The organism is Gemmiger formicilis (assembly GCF_016900095.1).
In the GTDB taxonomy this organism is placed as follows: Bacteria; Bacillota; Clostridia; order Oscillospirales; family Ruminococcaceae; genus Gemmiger; species Gemmiger formicilis_A.
This window is the reverse complement of record NZ_JACJJP010000012.1, coordinates 51360-68982: the sequence shown is the minus strand read 5'-3', so window position 1 is coordinate 68982 and position 17623 is coordinate 51360. Positions and strand designations below refer to the sequence as shown.

At 60.3% G+C, this 17623-nt stretch carries 18 protein-coding genes; all 18 read left to right on the top strand.

Translation table 11 applies throughout. From position 1 onward, the window contains the following. Nucleotides 1-27 precede the first annotated feature (27 nt). The 18 genes from lepB to H6B15_RS07475 all read left to right on the top strand — a co-directional run bounded on the left by lepB (nt 28) and on the right by H6B15_RS07475 (nt 17617). Nucleotides 28-552 (top strand): signal peptidase I, encoded by a 525-nt coding sequence (gene lepB / locus H6B15_RS07560; RefSeq protein ID WP_204647391.1) that lies wholly within the window; start codon nt 28-30, stop codon nt 550-552. After that, a complete protein-coding gene (gene ylqF / locus H6B15_RS07555) occupies nt 549-1472 on the top strand; it encodes a ribosome biogenesis GTPase YlqF (protein ID WP_204647390.1) in 924 nt (307 codons plus the stop codon). The genes lepB and ylqF overlap by 4 nt, the downstream gene beginning before the upstream one ends. After that, complete coding sequence (rnhB, locus tag H6B15_RS07550) at nt 1453-2076, top strand: ribonuclease HII (RefSeq protein WP_204647389.1); 624 nt, start codon at nt 1453-1455, stop codon at nt 2074-2076. Before ylqF ends, rnhB begins: the two co-directional genes overlap by 20 nt. Before the next feature lies 1 nt (nt 2077). Beyond that, nucleotides 2078-2440 (top strand): YraN family protein, encoded by a 363-nt coding sequence (locus tag H6B15_RS07545; RefSeq protein WP_204647388.1) that lies wholly within the window; start codon nt 2078-2080, stop codon nt 2438-2440. A gap of 17 nt (nt 2441-2457) precedes the next feature. Then, nucleotides 2458-3906 (top strand): threonine synthase, encoded by a 1449-nt coding sequence (gene thrC / locus H6B15_RS07540; RefSeq protein WP_204647387.1) that lies wholly within the window; start codon nt 2458-2460, stop codon nt 3904-3906. A 13-nt stretch (nt 3907-3919) separates the two neighbouring features. Beyond that, nucleotides 3920-4606, top strand: a complete 687-nt coding sequence (locus H6B15_RS07535) for a metallophosphoesterase (protein ID WP_204647386.1) — start codon at nt 3920-3922, stop codon at nt 4604-4606. A gap of 101 nt (nt 4607-4707) precedes the next feature. After that, nucleotides 4708-6021, top strand: coding sequence for a trigger factor (gene tig, locus H6B15_RS07530; protein WP_204647385.1), 1314 nt, complete (start codon nt 4708-4710; stop codon nt 6019-6021). A 112-nt stretch (nt 6022-6133) separates the two neighbouring features. Continuing rightward, nucleotides 6134-6724 (top strand): ATP-dependent Clp protease proteolytic subunit, encoded by a 591-nt coding sequence (locus H6B15_RS07525; protein ID WP_204647384.1) that lies wholly within the window; start codon nt 6134-6136, stop codon nt 6722-6724. 15 nt (nt 6725-6739) lie between these two features. Further along, nucleotides 6740-8080, top strand: a complete 1341-nt coding sequence (gene clpX, locus H6B15_RS07520; protein ID WP_204647383.1) for an ATP-dependent Clp protease ATP-binding subunit ClpX — start codon at nt 6740-6742, stop codon at nt 8078-8080. Between the two features lie 65 nt (nt 8081-8145). Beyond that, complete coding sequence (locus H6B15_RS07515; RefSeq protein WP_204647382.1) at nt 8146-9024, top strand: carbon-nitrogen hydrolase family protein; 879 nt, start codon at nt 8146-8148, stop codon at nt 9022-9024. 278 nt (nt 9025-9302) lie between these two features. Continuing rightward, nucleotides 9303-9587, top strand: a complete 285-nt coding sequence (locus tag H6B15_RS07510) for a co-chaperone GroES (protein ID WP_204647381.1) — start codon at nt 9303-9305, stop codon at nt 9585-9587. Between the two features lie 31 nt (nt 9588-9618). Beyond that, nucleotides 9619-11253: a chaperonin GroEL gene (gene groL / locus H6B15_RS07505; RefSeq protein ID WP_204647380.1), complete on the top strand. Its 1635-nt coding sequence runs from the start codon at nt 9619-9621 to the stop codon at nt 11251-11253. Between the two features lie 141 nt (nt 11254-11394). Continuing rightward, entirely contained in the window at nt 11395-11868 is a 474-nt protein-coding gene (locus H6B15_RS07500; RefSeq protein WP_204647379.1) for a VanZ family protein, read from the top strand. 118 nt (nt 11869-11986) lie between these two features. Then, nucleotides 11987-13636: a peptidoglycan D,D-transpeptidase FtsI family protein gene (locus H6B15_RS07495; RefSeq protein ID WP_204647378.1), complete on the top strand. Its 1650-nt coding sequence runs from the start codon at nt 11987-11989 to the stop codon at nt 13634-13636. Nucleotides 13637-13646: 10 nt separating this feature from the next. Further along, nucleotides 13647-13985 carry a hypothetical protein gene (locus tag H6B15_RS07490; protein ID WP_204647377.1) on the top strand — a complete coding sequence of 113 codons (339 nt, stop codon included), beginning with the start codon at nt 13647-13649 and terminating at the stop codon, nt 13983-13985. Further along, a complete protein-coding gene (gene alaS / locus H6B15_RS07485) occupies nt 13963-16626 on the top strand; it encodes an alanine--tRNA ligase (protein ID WP_204647376.1) in 2664 nt (887 codons plus the stop codon). The genes H6B15_RS07490 and alaS overlap by 23 nt, the downstream gene beginning before the upstream one ends. Before the next feature lie 53 nt (nt 16627-16679). Continuing rightward, on the top strand, nt 16680-17024 hold the full coding sequence (locus H6B15_RS07480) for a histidine triad nucleotide-binding protein (protein WP_204647375.1): 345 nt from the start codon (nt 16680-16682) through the stop codon (nt 17022-17024). A 53-nt stretch (nt 17025-17077) separates the two neighbouring features. Further along, nucleotides 17078-17617, top strand: coding sequence for a phosphoribosyltransferase family protein (locus H6B15_RS07475; RefSeq protein ID WP_204647374.1), 540 nt, complete (start codon nt 17078-17080; stop codon nt 17615-17617). The last annotated feature ends 6 nt before the right edge of the window (nt 17618-17623 follow it).

Here is a 17623-nt window from a genome sequence, read left to right as displayed (position 1 = left end):
GGTGATCATGTGCCGCAGGAAGAATCCATGCGTGACAGGTTCAATCGTCAGTTCAAGCGCAACCGGGACCTGCTGGAATGGTTTGAAGCCATTGTGCTGGCCATTGTGGCGGTGGCGCTGGTGTTTACCTTTGGCGTGCGCATGATCCGGGTGGACGGGCATTCCATGGTGCCCACCCTGCAGGACGGGGAACGTCTGCTGATTTCCAGCCTGCCCTACACGCCGCAATACGGGGACATCGTCATCATTGACGAGTATACATCCTACGGCAAGCCGCTGGTCAAACGGGTTATCGGCATGGCCGGGGATACCATCGACATCGATTTTGAAAACGGCATCGTATACCGCAACGGAAGCGCTTTGTATGAGCCGTACACCGCCGAACCCACCTATCTGCAGGAGACCGTGACCTTCCCGGTGACGGTACCGGAAGGCTGCATTTTTGTGATGGGGGATAACCGCAACAATTCCACCGACAGCCGCTCCGCCAGCGTGGGCTTCATCGACACCCGCGATGTGCTGGGCCGCGTCATTATGCAGGTGCCGCTATGAGTGAAGATATCATCAACCGCCGTCAGATCCACTGGTTCCCCGGTCATATGGCCAAGACCCTGCGGATGATGGAAACCGAAATCCGCAACGTGGACTGCGTTCTGCAGGTGCTGGACGCCCGCATTCCGCTTTCCAGCCTGAACCCGGAGATCGAGCGCATCACCCGGGACAAGCCCCATCTGTATGTGCTGAACAAGGCGGATCTGGCCGACCCGGAGATCACCAAGCAGTGGCTGGCCTATTTCCGGGAAGCGGGGGCAGGCTGTCTGCCTATGGATTCCAAACAGAAGGGCAAGGCCGGCGCCGCCAAGGACCTGATTGAGAAGGAGTTGGCCGCTCTGATGGAGCGGCGCAAGGCCCGGGGCATGGTGGGCGCCCGCATCCGGGTCATGATCGTGGGCATCCCCAACGTGGGCAAATCCACCTTCATCAACTCTTTTGCCGGCACCACCCGGGCCAAGGCTGCCAACAAACCCGGCGTCACCCGGGGCAAGCAGTGGATCACCGTGGGCAACTATGACCTGATGGACATGCCTGGCGTGTTGTGGAAGAAGTTCGATTCTTTGCAGACCGCTGCCAACCTGGCCTTCATCGGCTCCATCCGGGACGATATTCTGGACATTGAGGAACTGGCCTGCGGCCTGTTGGAAAGCGTGCGCCAGATTTACCCCCAGCGCCTGCTGGAACGCTATAAGCTGGACGAAAGCGCCCTGGAGCTGCCGCCGTATGACCTTTTGCAGGCCATCGGTGCCAAGCGCGGCATGCTGATCTCCGGCGGCGAGGTGGATGCCGAGCGCGCTGCCCGCATGCTGGTGGGAGAGTTCCGCGCCAGCAAGTGGGGGCGCATCTCGCTGGAGCGCCCGCCCCAGCGGCAACAGGAGATTGACTGGGAGGATGACGATGCCCCGCAAGACGATTGATTCCACCCCGCTGTATGAGTATGACGAAGCGCTGCGCACCGACTGCGGTGTGCTGTGCGGCGTGGACGAGGCGGGCCGCGGCCCCCTGTGCGGGCCGGTCTGCTGCGCGGCGGTCATCCTGAACCCGGAAGACCCCATCCCCGGGGTCACCGACTCCAAAAAGCTCAGCGAAAAGCGCCGGGAAGAGCTGTATGAGCAAATCATCCAGCGGGCACTTGCCTGGCATGTGGAGTTTGTCTCTCCCCAGGAGATTGACGAAAAGAACATTCTCTGGGCGACCATGGCCGGTATGGCCCGGGCGGTGAACGCTCTGGAAACAAAGCCCGCCTTGGTGCTCATCGACGGCAACCGCTGCCCGCCTGGCCTGGCCATGCCTTCCCGGGCGGTGGTCAAGGGGGACGCCACCAGCGCATCCATCGCGGCGGCCTCGGTTCTGGCCAAGGTCAGCCGGGACCGGTACATGTGTGAACTGGACGCCCAATACCCCCAGTACCAGCTGGCCAAGCACAAGGGGTACCCCACGGCGCTGCATTACCAGCTGATCAAGGAATATGGCATCCAGCCCTTTTACCGCCGCAGCTTTCTGAAAAAGCTGGGCTACTGAGATGGCTGCCGACAAAGCCTTGGGGGCAAGGGGAGAAGCCGTTGCCGCCAAATACTACCAGCAAAAAGGATACCTGCTCCTGAACCACAACTATCGTACCCGCATGGGGGAGCTGGACCTGATTCTATATAAGGATGGCGGCATCGTGTTCGCCGAAGTCAAAACCCGCACGCACATCCGCAAAGCCCTGCCGGCCGAAGCGGTGGACGCCCACAAGCGCCGCTGCCTGATTGCGGCCGCCCAGCTGTATCTGCAGCGCAGCCCCTATGCCGATGCCCCCGCCCGGTTCGATGTGGTGGAAGTGATTCCCTCCGAACAAGGGTGGCGGGTACACTGCATCCGGGATGCGTTTCAAATGACATAGAGAAAAGGGGAAAGAACATGCAGTATCAAAGCACACGAAACCATGCGACCGTAGTATCCTCCTCGGAAGCCATCGTGCGCGGGCTGACGCCGGACGGCGGGCTGTTCGTGCCGCAGGCTTTCCCTGCCGCGGATCTGGAAGGCTGGAAGAACCTCCGCTATCCGGATCTGGCAGCCAAGGTCCTGGAGCTGTATCTCACCGACTATGCCCCCGAATTTCTGCGCCGTGCCGCCCACGAAGCCTACGGCGAAGCCTTCGGCGGTAAGGCCGGGCAGGTGCAAAAGGTGGCGGACGGCCTGTTCTCGCTGGAACTGTGGCACGGTCCCACCAGCGCCTTCAAGGACTACGCCCTGCAGCTGATGCCCAAACTGCTGGTGCAGGCCAAAAAGAACCTGAACCGCACCGAGCACACCCGTATCCTGGTGGCCACCTCTGGCGATACCGGCAAGGCGGCTCTGGCCGGCTATGCGGGGCTGGAAGGCATCGATATTGCGGTGTTCTATCCCAACGACGGCACCAGCGAGATCCAGCGCCTGCAGATGGCCACCCAGACCGGCGACAATGTGGCGGTATATGCGGTGCAGGGAAACTTTGACGATGCCCAGACCGGCGTGAAGAAGGTCTTCGGCGATGCCGATGTGGCCGAGCAGCTGGCTGCCCGGGACATCCGTCTGTCCAGCGCCAACTCCATCAACTGGGGCCGCCTGGCGCCCCAGATCGTCTACTATTTCTACGCCTACTTCCGCCTGGCGGAGCAGGGGGCTGTGGAATGGGGCAAACCGGTGGACTTCTGTGTGCCCACCGGCAACTTCGGCGATATTCTGGCCGGATACTATGCCAAGCGCATGGGACTTCCGGTGGGACGTCTGGTCTGCGCCTCCAACCGCAACAACGTCCTCACCGATTTCATCCGCACCGGCGTGTACGACAAGCGCCGGGAATTCTACAAGACCACCTCGCCGTCCATGGACATCCTGATTTCCAGCAATCTGGAACGTCTGCTGTACCATGTGACCGGGGACGACGCCAAGGTGGCACGCTGGATGCAGGAGCTGAGCACCACCGGCGTGTACAAGGTGGACGATACCACCCTGGCCGCCATCCGCGAAAGCTTTGACTGCGGCTGTGCCGGGGACGACGAGGCTGCCGACCAGATTCACACCTGCTTTACCGAAGATCATTACCTGTGCGACCCGCACACGGCGGTGGCCTTCCGGGTGGCGGGGCAGTGCCGTACCGACGCACCCATGGTGGTGCTGTCCACGGCCAGCCCCTTCAAGTTCCCCCGGGATGTGCTGGCCGCTTTGGGAGAGGCTGTGCCGGACAGCGATTTTGCCGCCATGAAGGCCCTCACCGCCAGCACCGGCTGTGAAGCGCCCAAGGCGCTGGCGGCGCTGGAAACCCTGCCGGTCCGTTTCGACACGGTCATCGCGCCGGAGGACATCCGTGCGGCCGCACTGAAATAACAAAGGAAACACTATGGCGATTTTTGCAATCGGGGATATGCACCTCTCCCTGGGTGGCGACAAGCCCATGGATGTCTTTCCCGGCTGGGAAGGGTATCTGCCCAAGCTGGAAGCCAAGTGGCGTACCCTGATTCAGGACACCGACACGGTGATTTTGGCGGGGGATACCTCCTGGGCCATGCGCCTGCAGGACACCAAGGCCGACTTTGATTTTCTGCAGACCCTGCCCGGTCAGAAATGGCTGCTCAAAGGCAACCATGATTATTGGTGGACCACCGCCCGCAAGATGGAAACCTACATAGCCGCCAACGGGTGGGATACCCTGCACATCCTGCACAACAACTGCTGCCTGGTGGGTGGCAGGGCACTGTGCGGTTCCCGGGGCTGGCCTTTTGACGATGCCGAGGCCCAGAGTGCCAAGATTATGGCCCGGGAGGCCGGAAGGCTGGAGATGTCCCTGGCGTCGGGGGCCGAGGCGGAGGAGCGCATTGCGTTCCTGCACTATCCGCCGGTGTTCGGCACCTCCTGCGCCCAGGAACTGGTGGATGTGCTGCATGCCCACGGGGTGCAGCAATGCTATTACGGGCACCTGCACGGCAAGGCCATCCGCTACGCGGTGCAGGGAGAACGGGACGGCATCCGCTACAAGCTGATTTCGGCGGACGGCCTGGCGTTTTGCCCGTATAAGATCTGTGACTGAGAAAATTTTTGCCTTCACAGGCAAAAAAATGCAAAAGGCACTGGTATTCTGTGCCGGGGCATGCTATAATAACTTGTATTTCTATGTTTGGAGGACTACAAATGAACCTGATTTCTTGTGAAAAACTGGAAAAGAGCATGGTTGAGCTTCAGTTCTCGATCGATGCCGATACCTTCAAAAATGCCGTTGCCGCCGCGTTCAAGCGCGAAAGCAAGAAGTATACCGTTCCCGGCTTCCGCAAGGGCAAGGCCCCGCGCGCGATGATCGAGAAGATGTACGGCGCCGACATCTTCCACTATGACGCCATCAACGACCTGTTCCCCGAAGCTTACGAGGCTGCCGTCAAGGAAGCCAACATCGAGGTTGTGGGCCGTCCCGATCCCGAGGTCGTTTCCATGTCCGAGGCCGAGGGCGCTACCCTGAAGGTCAAGGTTGCCGTCAAGCCGGAAGTCACCCTGGGCGACTACGCCGGATTAAACGTGACCAAGAAGGTCAAGACTGTGGACGAGTCCCTGGTGGACGCCGAGATCAAGCGCATGCAGGACCGCAACGGCCGTCTGCTGACCCGTGAGGGCGCTGCCGAGAACGGCGACACCGTGGACATCGACTTCGAAGGCTTCGTGGATGGCGTGGCTTTCGACGGCGGCAAGGCTGAGCACTACTCTCTGGTGCTGGGCAGCGGTTCCTTCATCCCCGGCTTTGAAGATCAGGTCGTGGGCCATTCTGCCGGCGAGGAATTCGACGTCAACGTCAAGTTCCCCGAGCAGTACCAGGCCGAAGAGCTGGCCGGCAAGGACGCTACCTTCAAGATCAAACTGCATGAAGTCAAGTACAAGGAACTGCCCGAGCTGGACGACGATTTCGCCAAGGACGTCAGCGAGTACGACACCCTGGACGAGCTGAAGGCTTCCATCCGCAAGAACATTGAGGAGAACAACCAGAAGCAGGCCGACCAGCAGGTGGAGAACGACCTGATCGAGCAGGTTGTCAACGGCATGACCGCCGAGATTCCCCAGGCCATGTACGACGCCCGCGTGGACGAGCTGGTGCAGGACTTCCAGTACCGCATTGCCCAGCAGGGTCTGAAGCTGGAACAGTACCTCCAGTACATGGGCATGGACATGAACACCTTCAAGTCCCAGTTCCAGGAGCAGGCTGAAAAGCAGGTCAAGATGCGTCTGGCTATGGAAGCCATCGTTGCCAAGGAAGGCATCGAGGCCACCGATGAGGAATTCAACGCCGAAGTCAAGCGCATTGCCGATGCCTACAAGATGGAAGAGGACAAGGTCCGCTCCGTTGTGGACGAAGCCGCTGTCAAGGCCGATCTGGCCGTGAACAAGGCCATCGACTTCGTGAAGGAGAAGGCCAACATCACCACCGAGACCGTGGAACCCGCTGCTGAATCCAAGGAATAATAAACATTGCGACCGATACGGTGCCGCTGCCGCCGTATCGGTCGGTTTATCACAGGGGGATTTTTCCCCGGGCAGCCATCATACCAAAATTGATTTACGGGAGGGAACTTGCATGAGTTTGGTACCTTACGTCGTCGAACAGACCGCGCGCGGAGAGCGCAGCTATGATATCTTTTCCCGCCTGCTCAATGATCGCATCATTGTGCTGAGCGAGGACGTCAACCCCACTTCGGCCAGCGTGGTCATTGCACAGCTGCTGTATCTGGAGGGCCAGGACCCCGAAAAGGATATCAGCTTCTACATCAACAGCCCGGGCGGTTCCATCTCGGACGGCATGGCCATTCACGACACCATGAAGTATATCAAGTGCGACGTGTCCACCATCTGCGTGGGCATGGCGGCTTCCATGGGTGCCTTCCTGCTGGCCAGCGGCACCAAGGGCAAGCGGTTTGCGCTGCCCAACTCGGAAATTCTGATCCATCAGCCGCTGATCGCCGGCAACGGTCTGTCCGGTCAGGCCACCGATATCAAGATCCACGCCGACCATATCGTGCAGATCAAGGCCAAGCTCAACGGTCTGATCAGTGAATACACCGGTCAGCCGCTGGAAGTGGTCCAGCGCGATACCGAGCGCGACAACTATATGACCGCGCAGCAGGCCAAAGACTATGGTCTGATCGATGAGATCATCTCCAAACATTAACCACGGGGGAAGGAAATGGCAAATTCGATTTCCGGAAAAGACGGAAAGGAACGCGAACTGATCTGCAGTTTCTGCGGCCGTTCGCAAAAGCAGGTCGAACAGCTGATCATCGGTCCCGGCGTCAATATCTGCAAGGATTGCATTGACATGTGCTACAACGCCCTGTACAAGGACGAGGAAACGCCGCCGCCCCGGGCCACCGCCCAGCGCCGTGCTGCCTCTGCCCGTCCGCGGCACAGCATCGATCCGCTGCAGGACATCAACATTCTGACTCCGGCCGAGATCAAGGCCGGCCTGGACCAGTATGTCATCGGACAGGACGAGACCAAAAAGGTGCTGGCTGTTTCGGTGTACAACCATTACAAGCGGATTCTGTCCGGGCAGGAAAGCGACGTGGAACTGCAGAAGTCCAACGTCCTGATGCTGGGCCCCTCCGGCACCGGCAAGACCCTGCTGGCCCAGACCCTGGCCAAGATGCTGGGGGTACCCTTCGCCATTGCGGACGCCACCACCCTCACCGAGGCCGGCTATGTGGGTGAAGACGTGGAGAACATCCTGCTCAAGCTCATCCAGGCCGCGGACTTCGACATTCCCAAGGCGGAAGTGGGCATCATCTATGTGGATGAGATCGACAAGATCACCCGCAAGAGCGAAAATCCCTCCATCACCCGGGATGTGGGCGGTGAAGGTGTGCAGCAGGCACTGCTGAAAATCCTGGAAGGCACGGTCAGCAACGTGCCGCCCCAGGGCGGCCGCAAGCACCCGCAGCAGGAGTTCATCCAAATCAACACCAAGAACATCCTGTTCATCTGCGGTGGCGCCTTCGATGGGCTGGAAAAGCTGATCCAGAAGCGCACCGACACTTCGTCCCTGGGCTTCGGCAGCCAGCTGCGCTCCAACCTGGACGCGGACGAAACCCGTCAGAAGCTGCTGCGCAAGGTGGAACCGGACGACCTGGTCAAGTTCGGCCTGATTCCCGAACTCATCGGTCGTCTGCCGGTGGTGACGGTGCTGGATCCCCTGGACGAGGAATCCCTGGTCCGGGTACTCACCGAGCCCAAGAACAGCATTGTCCGCCAGTACAAGGAACTGCTGGGCCTGGACAACGCCGAGCTGGTCTTTACCGATGCGGCGCTGCATGCCATCGCCAAGAAGACCATCGAGCGCAAGAGCGGCGCCCGCGGTCTGCGCAGCGTGGTGGAGGAACTGTTGATCCCCATCATGTACGATATTCCCTCCGATCCGACCATTGTTCGGGTCACCATTGATGAGGATACCGTCAACGGCGGCCAGCCTCATCTGGAATACGGTGCGGTGCGCAAGCGTTACAAGAATCAGAATCTTTCGCTGACCTGAAAAATGGCGGCGGTCTGCCTTCGGGCGGCCGCCGCTCTTTTGTTTTGTCAAAAAGGAGGAGAGAGATGCAGCATTTTCGTGTGGCCCTCCTGCAGTTGCTTCCCGGCAAAACCCTGCAGGAAAATCAGGCAATCGGATTGCAGGCCTGCCGCCGGGCCAAGGCTATGGGGGCAGATCTTGCCCTGTTTCCCGAAATGTGGAGCACCGGTTATACCATTTCCCGGGACCCCGTCCGGCGCCGGGCCATGTCCGTCCCGCCGGACCATGAATTTCTGCGGGCCTTTGCATCCTGTGCCCGGGAACTGGAAATGGCGGTGGGGGTGACCTGTCTGGAATGGGACGACTCCCAGGCAAAAAACGCCCTGTTTGTGTATGACCGGCGGGGGACAATGGTTCTGCACTATGCCAAGGTGCACACCTGCGATTTCGGGGAGGAAGCCTGCCTGGGTCGGGGCGATGCATTCTATACGGCGGATTTGGACACTGCCCAAGGTCGGGTACGCATCGGTGCCATGATCTGCTACGACCGGGAATTTCCCGAAAGCGCCCGGCTCCTGATGCTGCAGGGCGCGGAAATCGTGCTGGTACCCAACGCCTGTCCCATGGAGATCAACCGCCTTGCCCAGCTGCGCGCCCGCGCCTACGAAAACATGATGGGGCTGGCCACCTGCAACTATCCCGCCGGCTGGCCGGACTGCAACGGCCATTCCTCGGCCTTTGACGGCGTGGCGTACCTGCCCGATCTGCCCCAGTCCCGGGATACCTGCCTTCTGGAGGCAGGCGGGGAAGCGGGAATCTATCTGGCCGACTTTGATATGGATATGCTGCGTGCATACCGGCAAACCGAGGTGCACGGCAATGCCTACCGACGCCCGGAATGTTACCGGCTGCTGCTGGATGAACAGATCCGACCGCCCTTTGTGCGCCCGGACCGCCGTCCGTGAGGCAGGCGAAAATTGTTGGTTTGGTGCCGGATGGACTGCTAACAAAGCTATGAGGCGTTAAAAGCGACTTCCGGGGCAAAAAAACGGCCGGACAAAAGAAAAACAAAAAAAATAATCAGACGTACAAACGAAGAAAAATATTGTTCACAAAAATTTTATACTTCGGATACTTGATTTTTGATGGGTAAGTGACTACAATGTATTTAGCACTCAGGATAAATGAGTGCTAAAACAAAACATCAAACGAGATTTTTAATTATAAGGGAGGATATTTCACTATGAAAATCAAACCTCTGGCAGACCGGGTTGTCATCAAACTGGTCGAAGAAGAAGAAACCACCAAGGGCGGCCTGATCCTGACCGGTTCCGCCAAGGAAAAGCCCCAGGTTGCCGAAGTTCTGGCTGTGGGCCCGGGCGGCAACGTGGACGGCAAGGAAGTGGAAATGATCGTCAAGGTTGGCGATAAGGTCCTGACCAGCAAGTACTCCGGCACCGAGGTCAAGGTCGATGGGGAAGAATGCACCATCGTCCGCCAGAGCGACATTCTGGCCATTGTGGAATAATCACGCTGCATAAGGTAAGGAGAGATATACTATGGCTAAACAGATCAAACAGGGCGAGGAAGCCCGTAAAGCTCTTTGCGCCGGCATCGACCAGCTGGCCGATACCGTCAAGATCACTCTGGGACCCAAGGGCCGCAACGTTGTGCTGGGCAAGAAGTTCGGCAGCCCCCTCATCACCAACGACGGTGTCACCATCGCCAAGGAGATTGAGCTGAAGGATCCGTTCGAGAACATGGGCGCTCAGCTGGTTCGCGAAGTCGCTACCAAGACCAATGATGCTGCCGGCGACGGTACCACCACCGCCACCGTCCTGGCCCAGGCTCTGGTCACCGAAGGCATGAAGAACGTCACCGCCGGTGCCAACCCCATGGACATCAAGCGCGGCATGCAGAAGGCCATTGGCGCCGCTGTGGAAGCTGTCAAGGCTCACAGCCAGAAGGTCAACGGCACCAAGGACATCGCCCGTGTCGGCACTGTCTCTGCCGGCGATGCCGAGATCGGCCAGCTGATTGCGGACGCCATGGAAAAGGTCACCGCCGACGGTGTCATCACCATCGAGGAGAACAAGACCACTGCCGAGACCTACACCGAAGTGGTGGAAGGCATGCAGTTTGACCGCGGCTATATCACCCCGTATATGGTCACCGATACCGAGAAGATGGAAGCTGTCTTTGACGACGCCAGCGTGCTGATCACCGATAAGAAGATCAGCGTCTTCCAGGATATCGTTCCTCTGCTGGAGCAGGTCATCCAGTCCGGCCGCAAGCTGCTGATCGTGGCCGAGGATGTGGAAGGCGACGCTCTGTCCAACCTGATCATCAACCGTCTGCGTGGCGGCCTGAACGTGGTGGCCGTCAAGGCTCCCGGCTTTGGCGATCGCCGCAAGGAGATGCTGCAGGATATCGCCATCCTGACTGGCGGTACCGTCATCAGCAGCGATCTGGGCTATGAGCTCAAGGACGCCACCCTGGCCATGCTGGGCACTGCCCGTCAGGTCAAGGTGACCAAGGAAGTCACCACCATCGTCGGCGGCAACGGCGACAAGCAGCAGATCGCGGACCGTGTGGCCCAGATCCGCAGCCAGATCTCCACTGCCACCTCCGACTTCGACCGCGAGAAGCTGCAGGAACGCCTGGCCAAGCTGGCAGGCGGCGTGGCTGTCATCAAGGTCGGCGCTTCCACCGAAGTGGAAATGAAGGACAAGAAGCTGCGCATCGAGGATGCCCTGAACGCCACCAAGGCGGCTGTTGAGGAAGGCATCGTTGCCGGCGGCGGCACGGCTACCCTGAACGCCATCCCCGCTGTTGACAAGCTGATCACCGAGCTGGAGGGCGACGAGCGCACCGGCGCCAAGATCGTCCGCAAGGCTCTGGAAGCTCCCGTGCGCCAGATCGCGGCCAACGCCGGTCTGGAAGGCAGCGTCATCATCAACAACATCCTGCAGGCTGGCAAGCCCAACTACGGCTATGACGCCCAGAAGGAAGAGTATGTGGAAGACATGATTGAGGCCGGCATCGTCGACCCGACCAAGGTTACCCGCTCTGCTCTGGAGAACGCTTCCAGCGTTGCTTCCATGGTGCTGACCACCGAAAGCCTGGTTGCCGATCTGCCGGAACCGCCGGCTCCGGCCGCTCCGGCCGGTGGTGACATGGGCGGCATGTACTAATTGCCGTTGCGCGCCATCGCAATTGAATAAGCAAAGCCCTGCCGGGACCCCGCAAGCCCCCGGCAGGGCTTTTTGTTTGCGCTTGCACAAGGCGGCCAAACCTGTTATGCTGAAAGACGGAATGATAAAGGAGTATACCTGATGAAAAAATGGATTTCTCTTGCCGTTACCCTGGGGGTCATGGTGCTGATTTTTCTGTTTTCCTCCCAGCCCGGGGCACAATCCGGCGCTTTGAGTGAACAGGTTCTGGACCGGGTGCAGCAGAGCGGAACGGCGGATGTTTTCATCCCGGAATGGTTCAGCGGCAATGTGCAGGCAAATGTGCGCAAGTGGGCCCATGTGTATATCTACGCGGTTCTGGGGGCCAGCATGATGGTCACGGCAGTCAGCTGGCGGTGGGGAAAAACACTGCCACGCAGTGCCCTGGCGGCTGCGGCGGCCTGTGTGACGTTTGCCGCCACCGATGAACTGCATCAGTATTTTGTGCCCGGCCGGGCTATGCTGGCCACCGATGTGGGGGTGGATTCCCTTGGCTTTCTGCCGGGGATCCTGCTGGCCGGATTGGTGGTCTGGCTGTTGAGGCACCGCCCCCGCAAGTGCAGCCAACCCAAATAACCCCAATAGCGCCCGTCGGCCCGCAAAGCCGGCGGGCATTGCTTGTTCGGGCGTCCGCAAGGTGTAGGAATCCCAAAAACGGGGCATACTTTCCGTAACCGGAAAGGAGGCTCCCAGGTTGACCCTACGCAGATTGTACGCCATGTGCAGCGCGCTGACGGTGCTGTGTGCCGCCGTTTTGTGCCGCGTTTACTGGATTTGCACCGATACCGCCTATGCGGCCAGTGCCGGCGGCCAGAGCCTTTCCGAGACCGAGCTGCCCCGCAGCCGCGGCAATTTCTATGATCGGGACGGACGACAGCTCACCGGTACCGAACCCCGCTGGTACGCCCTGTGCATCCCGGGGGATTCCAGCTATGCCACCCTGTTTCCCTATGTGAGTTTTGAGGAACAGACGCAGCTGTACGAAAAACGCAACAGCATGACACCGTTTCTGGTGGAGGTCTCCACCGATCTCAGCGCCAACGGAGTTTATACCTATACGGGGGCCCAGCGATACCTGCCCAATCCCATCGCCCGGCATCTCATCGGCTACCTGAACGGGGAGGGCGTGGGGGTATCCAGCCTGGAACTGGCTTACGAGGATGTGCTGGCCCAGGCGGGGGATACCCGCACCGTCACCTGTACCACCACGGCCCAGGGGTCCCTGATGACCGGTACCCAGCCGGAACTGCAGGCCACCGACGGCACCAGCCAGGGGGTGCAGCTCACCCTGGACGCCAATCTCCAGCGCGCCTGTGAGGGGATCGCGGCCCAGAGTATGGAGCGGGGCTGCATCCTGGTTATGGATGTGCAGACGGGGGAGATTCTGGCCAGTGTGAGCATGCCGGAGTTTGACCCGGACGACCTGGTCAAGAGCATCGAGGCGGACGACACCTCCCTGATCAATCGCCCCTTGTCGGCGTTCAGCGCCGGGTCGGTGTTCAAGGTGGTGCTGGCGGTGGCGGCCTACCAGGCGGGCTATAGCTGGTTCACCTATGATTGTACCGGCAGCGTGGAGGTGGGGGACCAGGTGTTCCGGTGTGCCGAAGGCCGGGCCCATGGGACGGTGAATCTTCGCGGGGCGCTGGAACAGAGCTGCAACTGCTATTTCATCGAGCTGGGGCGTCTGCTGGGCGGGGAACGCATTCTGCGCACGGCCCAGGCACTGGGCTTCGGTCAGGCCACAGCGGTGGCCCCGGGGCTCAAGAGCGCCGAGGGCAATCTGCCCCAGGCCTCGGCGGTGGCGGACACCGACGGCGGGCAGCTGGCCATGCTCTCCTTCGGGCAGGGGGCGTTGACTGTGACGCCCTTGCAGATCACTGCCATGATGAACACCATTGCCGACGGCGGCGTGTGGAAGGCGCCAAGCTTTGTGCGGGGGGTGGTGGATGCCGAAACCATGGGCGTGGTACAGCCCATGGAAACCGCCGACGACCAGCCGGTCTGTGATGAAGCCACGGCCGCTGTTTTGCGCAGCATGCTTACCAGTGTGGTGGAGGAAGGCATCGGCCGCCAGGCGGCACCGGAGGCGGGGCAGGCGGGCGGCAAAACCGGCACGGCCCAGACCGGACAGTTTGACGAGGAAGGGGAGGAACTGCTCAACTACTGGTTTTCCGGCTTCTGGCCCGCAGAGGAGCCCCGGTACACGGTGACCGTGTTGCAGGATACCACCCTGGAACCCGTCACATCCAGCGCGGCCATCTTTGCCCGGGTGGTGGATGCCATTGCGGTGCTGGAGGGACAAAATACCGCAGAAACGGCCGAAAATCTGTCCGTTACCGGTTGACAACAGGCCAATGGCGTCGTATACTAACAAAGGATATGACAACGGCTGTGAACGGGCCAATGTCACGGCATCCGGCAACAAGAGAGGAAACCAGCAGCTGAAAGGTTTCTGCCGTCACCGTGGCAGCGCCACCCCGGAGCCCCCGGAAAAACCGGGCGTAGTTGCGGCGTTAACGCAAAGCAAAGCGGCAGGGAAGTTCCCTGCAACTTGGGTGGTACCACGGAAGCTTGTCAGCCTTCGTCCCTTGGTGGGGCGGGGGCTGTTTTCTTTTGTGGCAAAGCCTGCATGGCCGTACACATCAATAGCAAAATGGGAGATTGAGAACAATGCAATGGACCGGATTGAATGAACTGCGCGAAAAGTACCTGCATTATTTTGAAACCAAAGGCCACCTGCGCCTGGGCAGCTTTCCGCTGGTTCCCAAAGATGACCCCAGCCTGCTGCTGATCAACAGCGGCATGGCCCCCATGAAGAAATGGTTCCTGGGCCAGGAAGAACCCCCGCGTCACCGTGTGACCACCTGCCAGAAGTGCATCCGCACCCCGGACATCGAGCGCGTGGGCATCACCGCCCGCCACGGCACCTTCTTCGAGATGCTGGGCAACTTCAGCTTCCAGGACTACTTCAAGGAAGAGGTCATTCCCTGGGCCTGGGAGTTCCTGACCGGTGAGCTGGAAATCCCCGCCGAAAAGCTGTATGTCTCGGTCTACCTGGACGACGACGAAGCCTACGATATCTGGACCAAGAAGGTGGGCGTGCCCGAAGACCACATGGTCCGTTTCGGCAAGGAAGACAACTTCTGGGAGCATGGCTCCGGTCCCTGCGGCCCCTGCTCCGAAATCTACTATGACCGCGGACCCGAGCACGGCTGCGGCAAGCCTACCTGCAAGGTCGGCTGCGACTGTGACCGCTACATGGAGATCTGGAACCTGGTGTTCAGCCAGTTCGACTCCGACGGCAAGGGCCACTATGAGCGCCTGCCCAAACCCAACATCGATACCGGCATGGGCCTGGAGCGTCTGGCCTGCGTGATGCAGGACGTGGGCAACCTGTTCGAGGTGGATACCGTCGCTGCGGTGCTGCACCATGTGGAGCGCCTGTCCGGCAAGAAGTACGGCGAAAACGAGAAGGATGACATCTCCATCCGCGTCATCACCGACCATATCCGTTCCACCACCTTCATGGCTTCCGACGGTATCCTGCCTTCCAACGAAGGCCGCGGCTACGTCTTCCGCCGTCTGCTGCGCCGTGCCGCCCGCCATGGCCGTATGCTGGGCATCCAGGGCCCCTTCCTCACCGATCTGGTGGAGACCGTCATCGTCTCCAGCGAGGCCGGTTACCCCGAACTGCGTGAGCATGAGGAGTATATCAAGAAGGTCATCGGCACCGAGGAAGAGCGGTTCTCCCGCACCATCGACGCCGGCCTGAACATCCTCAACGGCATGATCGATGATCTGAAGAGCAAGAACGAGACCGTGCTGACCGGTGCGGACGCCTTCAAGCTCAACGATACCTTCGGCTTCCCCCTGGACCTGACCAAGGAGATCGCCGCCGAATCCGGCATCCAGGTGGACGAGGACGCCTTCCATGTGGAGATGAACAAGCAGCGGGAGCGTGCCCGCGCCGAGCGCCTGTCCAAGGATATCTCCGGCTGGGCCGCCGACCTGTTCGGCGAACTGAGCGCCGAAGCCACCGTCTTTGACGGTTACGACACCCTGAACGAATCCGCCACCGTGGTGGCTCTGTCCGACGGCGAAGAAATCTGCGACGCCGTGGCCTCCGATGATTCCGATCCCCGTGAAGGCGTGCTGGTGGTGCTGGACCACACCCCCTTCTACGCCGAGATGGGCGGCCAGGTGGCTGATACCGGCTATCTGTCCTGCAAGGACGCCAACCTCAAGGTGGTGGGCGTGAAGAAGACCCCGAAGGGCTACTTCGTGCACACCTGCACCCTGCTGGACGGCACCATCCATGTGGGCGACGAAGTGAACGCCAGCGTGGACACCGCCCGCCGTGCAGCCATCTGCCGCAACCACACCGCCACCCACCTGATGCAGAAAGCCCTGCGCGAAGTGCTGGGCGACCATGTGCACCAGGCCGGCAGCTACCAGGACGACCACATCACCCGCTTTGACTTCACCCATTTCAGCGCCGTCACCCCGGAAGAACTGGCCGAGGTGGAGCGCCGCGTGAATGAAAAGATCTATGCGGCCATCCCCGTCAACGTGAACAATCTGCCCATCGAGGAAGCCAAGAAGATGGGCGCCATGGCCCTGTTCGGCGAAAAGTACGGTGATATCGTCCGCGTGGTGGACGCCGGCAACTGGAGCGTGGAGTTCTGCGGCGGCACCCATGTGCACAACACCGCCGAGATCGGCTGCTTCAAGATTCTGTCCGAGAGCAGCGTGGCCGCCGGCATCCGCCGTATTGAAGCCACCACCGCCTACGGCGTGCTGGCTCTGCTGGATGAGCGCACCGCCGAACTGACCCGCACCGCTGCCGCCCTGAAGGCCAACAACATCAAGGACGTGCCCGCCCGTGCCGAGGCCATGAGCGCCGAGCTCAAGGAGACCGGCAAGCAGCTGGACATCGCCAAGGCCCAGCTGGCTTCCACCCAGATTGAAGGTATGTTCGAATCCGCCGCTGTGGTGGAGGGCGTGCGCATCGTCACCATGTTCCTCAACGGCACCAGCCCCGACACCCTGCGCAGCATGATGGACAAGCTGCGTGACAAGGCTCCCGACGCCGTGGGTGCTTTGATCGGCACCCAGGGCGAAAAGACCACCCTGGCTGTGGGCGTGGGCAAGCAGGCCCAGGCCAAGGGCCTGAAGGCCGGCGTTCTGGTCAAGCAGATTGCGGCCATTGCCGGCGGCAACGGCGGCGGCAAGCCCGATTTCGCCATGGCCGGTATCCGTGATACCTCCAAGATCGACGACGCCCTCAACGCCGTGCAGGATATCGTCAAGAAGGAACTGGAAAAGAACGCATAAATATGCTATACTGACAGTGTACCTTTGATTTTATGTAAAAAGGAGGAGATACCATGGCCGATTGCCTGTTCTGCAAGATTGCAGCGGGGGAGATTCCTTCCAACAAGCTGTATGAGGATGACACCCTGCTGGCTTTCTACGACATTGATCCCCAGGCTCCGGTGCATTTCCTCATCATTCCCAAGCAGCACATCCAGTCCGCCGCCGCTTTGACGGAGGACGATGCCGCGCTGCTGGGGCATGTGTTCGCGGTGGCGGCCAAGCTGTGCCGTGACCTCGGCGTGGAGGAAAAGGGCTACCGCATTGTGTCCAACGTGGGCGAAGACGGTGGTCAGAGCGTCAAGCACCTGCATTTCCATGTGCTGGCGGGCCGCAGCCTTGCCTGGCCTCCGGGCTGATCGTGGAAGTTCCACGGATGTTTGTTTGATTCACTGGAAACGAGGAAGAAAAAATGGCTGAAACCTATACTCTGCATGTGGCGGGCCTGACCCGTGAACTGCCGATCTGCAAGGTCAACGATCACATGGACATTGCTGCCTTCATCATGTTCAGCGATGTGGAACTGACCGTGGCCTGTGCTGCCGAACTGCTGAAAAAGTGCCCCGAATTTGATGTGATCCTCACCGCGGAAGCCAAGGGCATTCCTCTGGCTTACGAGATGGCGCGTCAGAGCGGCAAACAGTGGATTCCTGCCCGCAAGGGTGCCAAGCTGTATATGCAGGACCCTGTGGTGATCGAGGACGAATCCATCACCACTGCCGGCAAGCAGGTGCTGGTCATTGACCGCAAGGACATTGATTATATGAACGGCAAGCGCATCCTGATCGTGGATGACGTGATCTCCACCGGCGGCAGTCTGCATGCACTGGAAACGCTGGCGGCCAAGAGCACCGGCACCGTTGTGGGCTGCTGCGCTGCGCTGGCGGAAGGTGACGCTGCCAAGCGGACCGATATTACCTTCCTGGCTCCGCTGCCTTTGTTCTTTCACTGATCCATC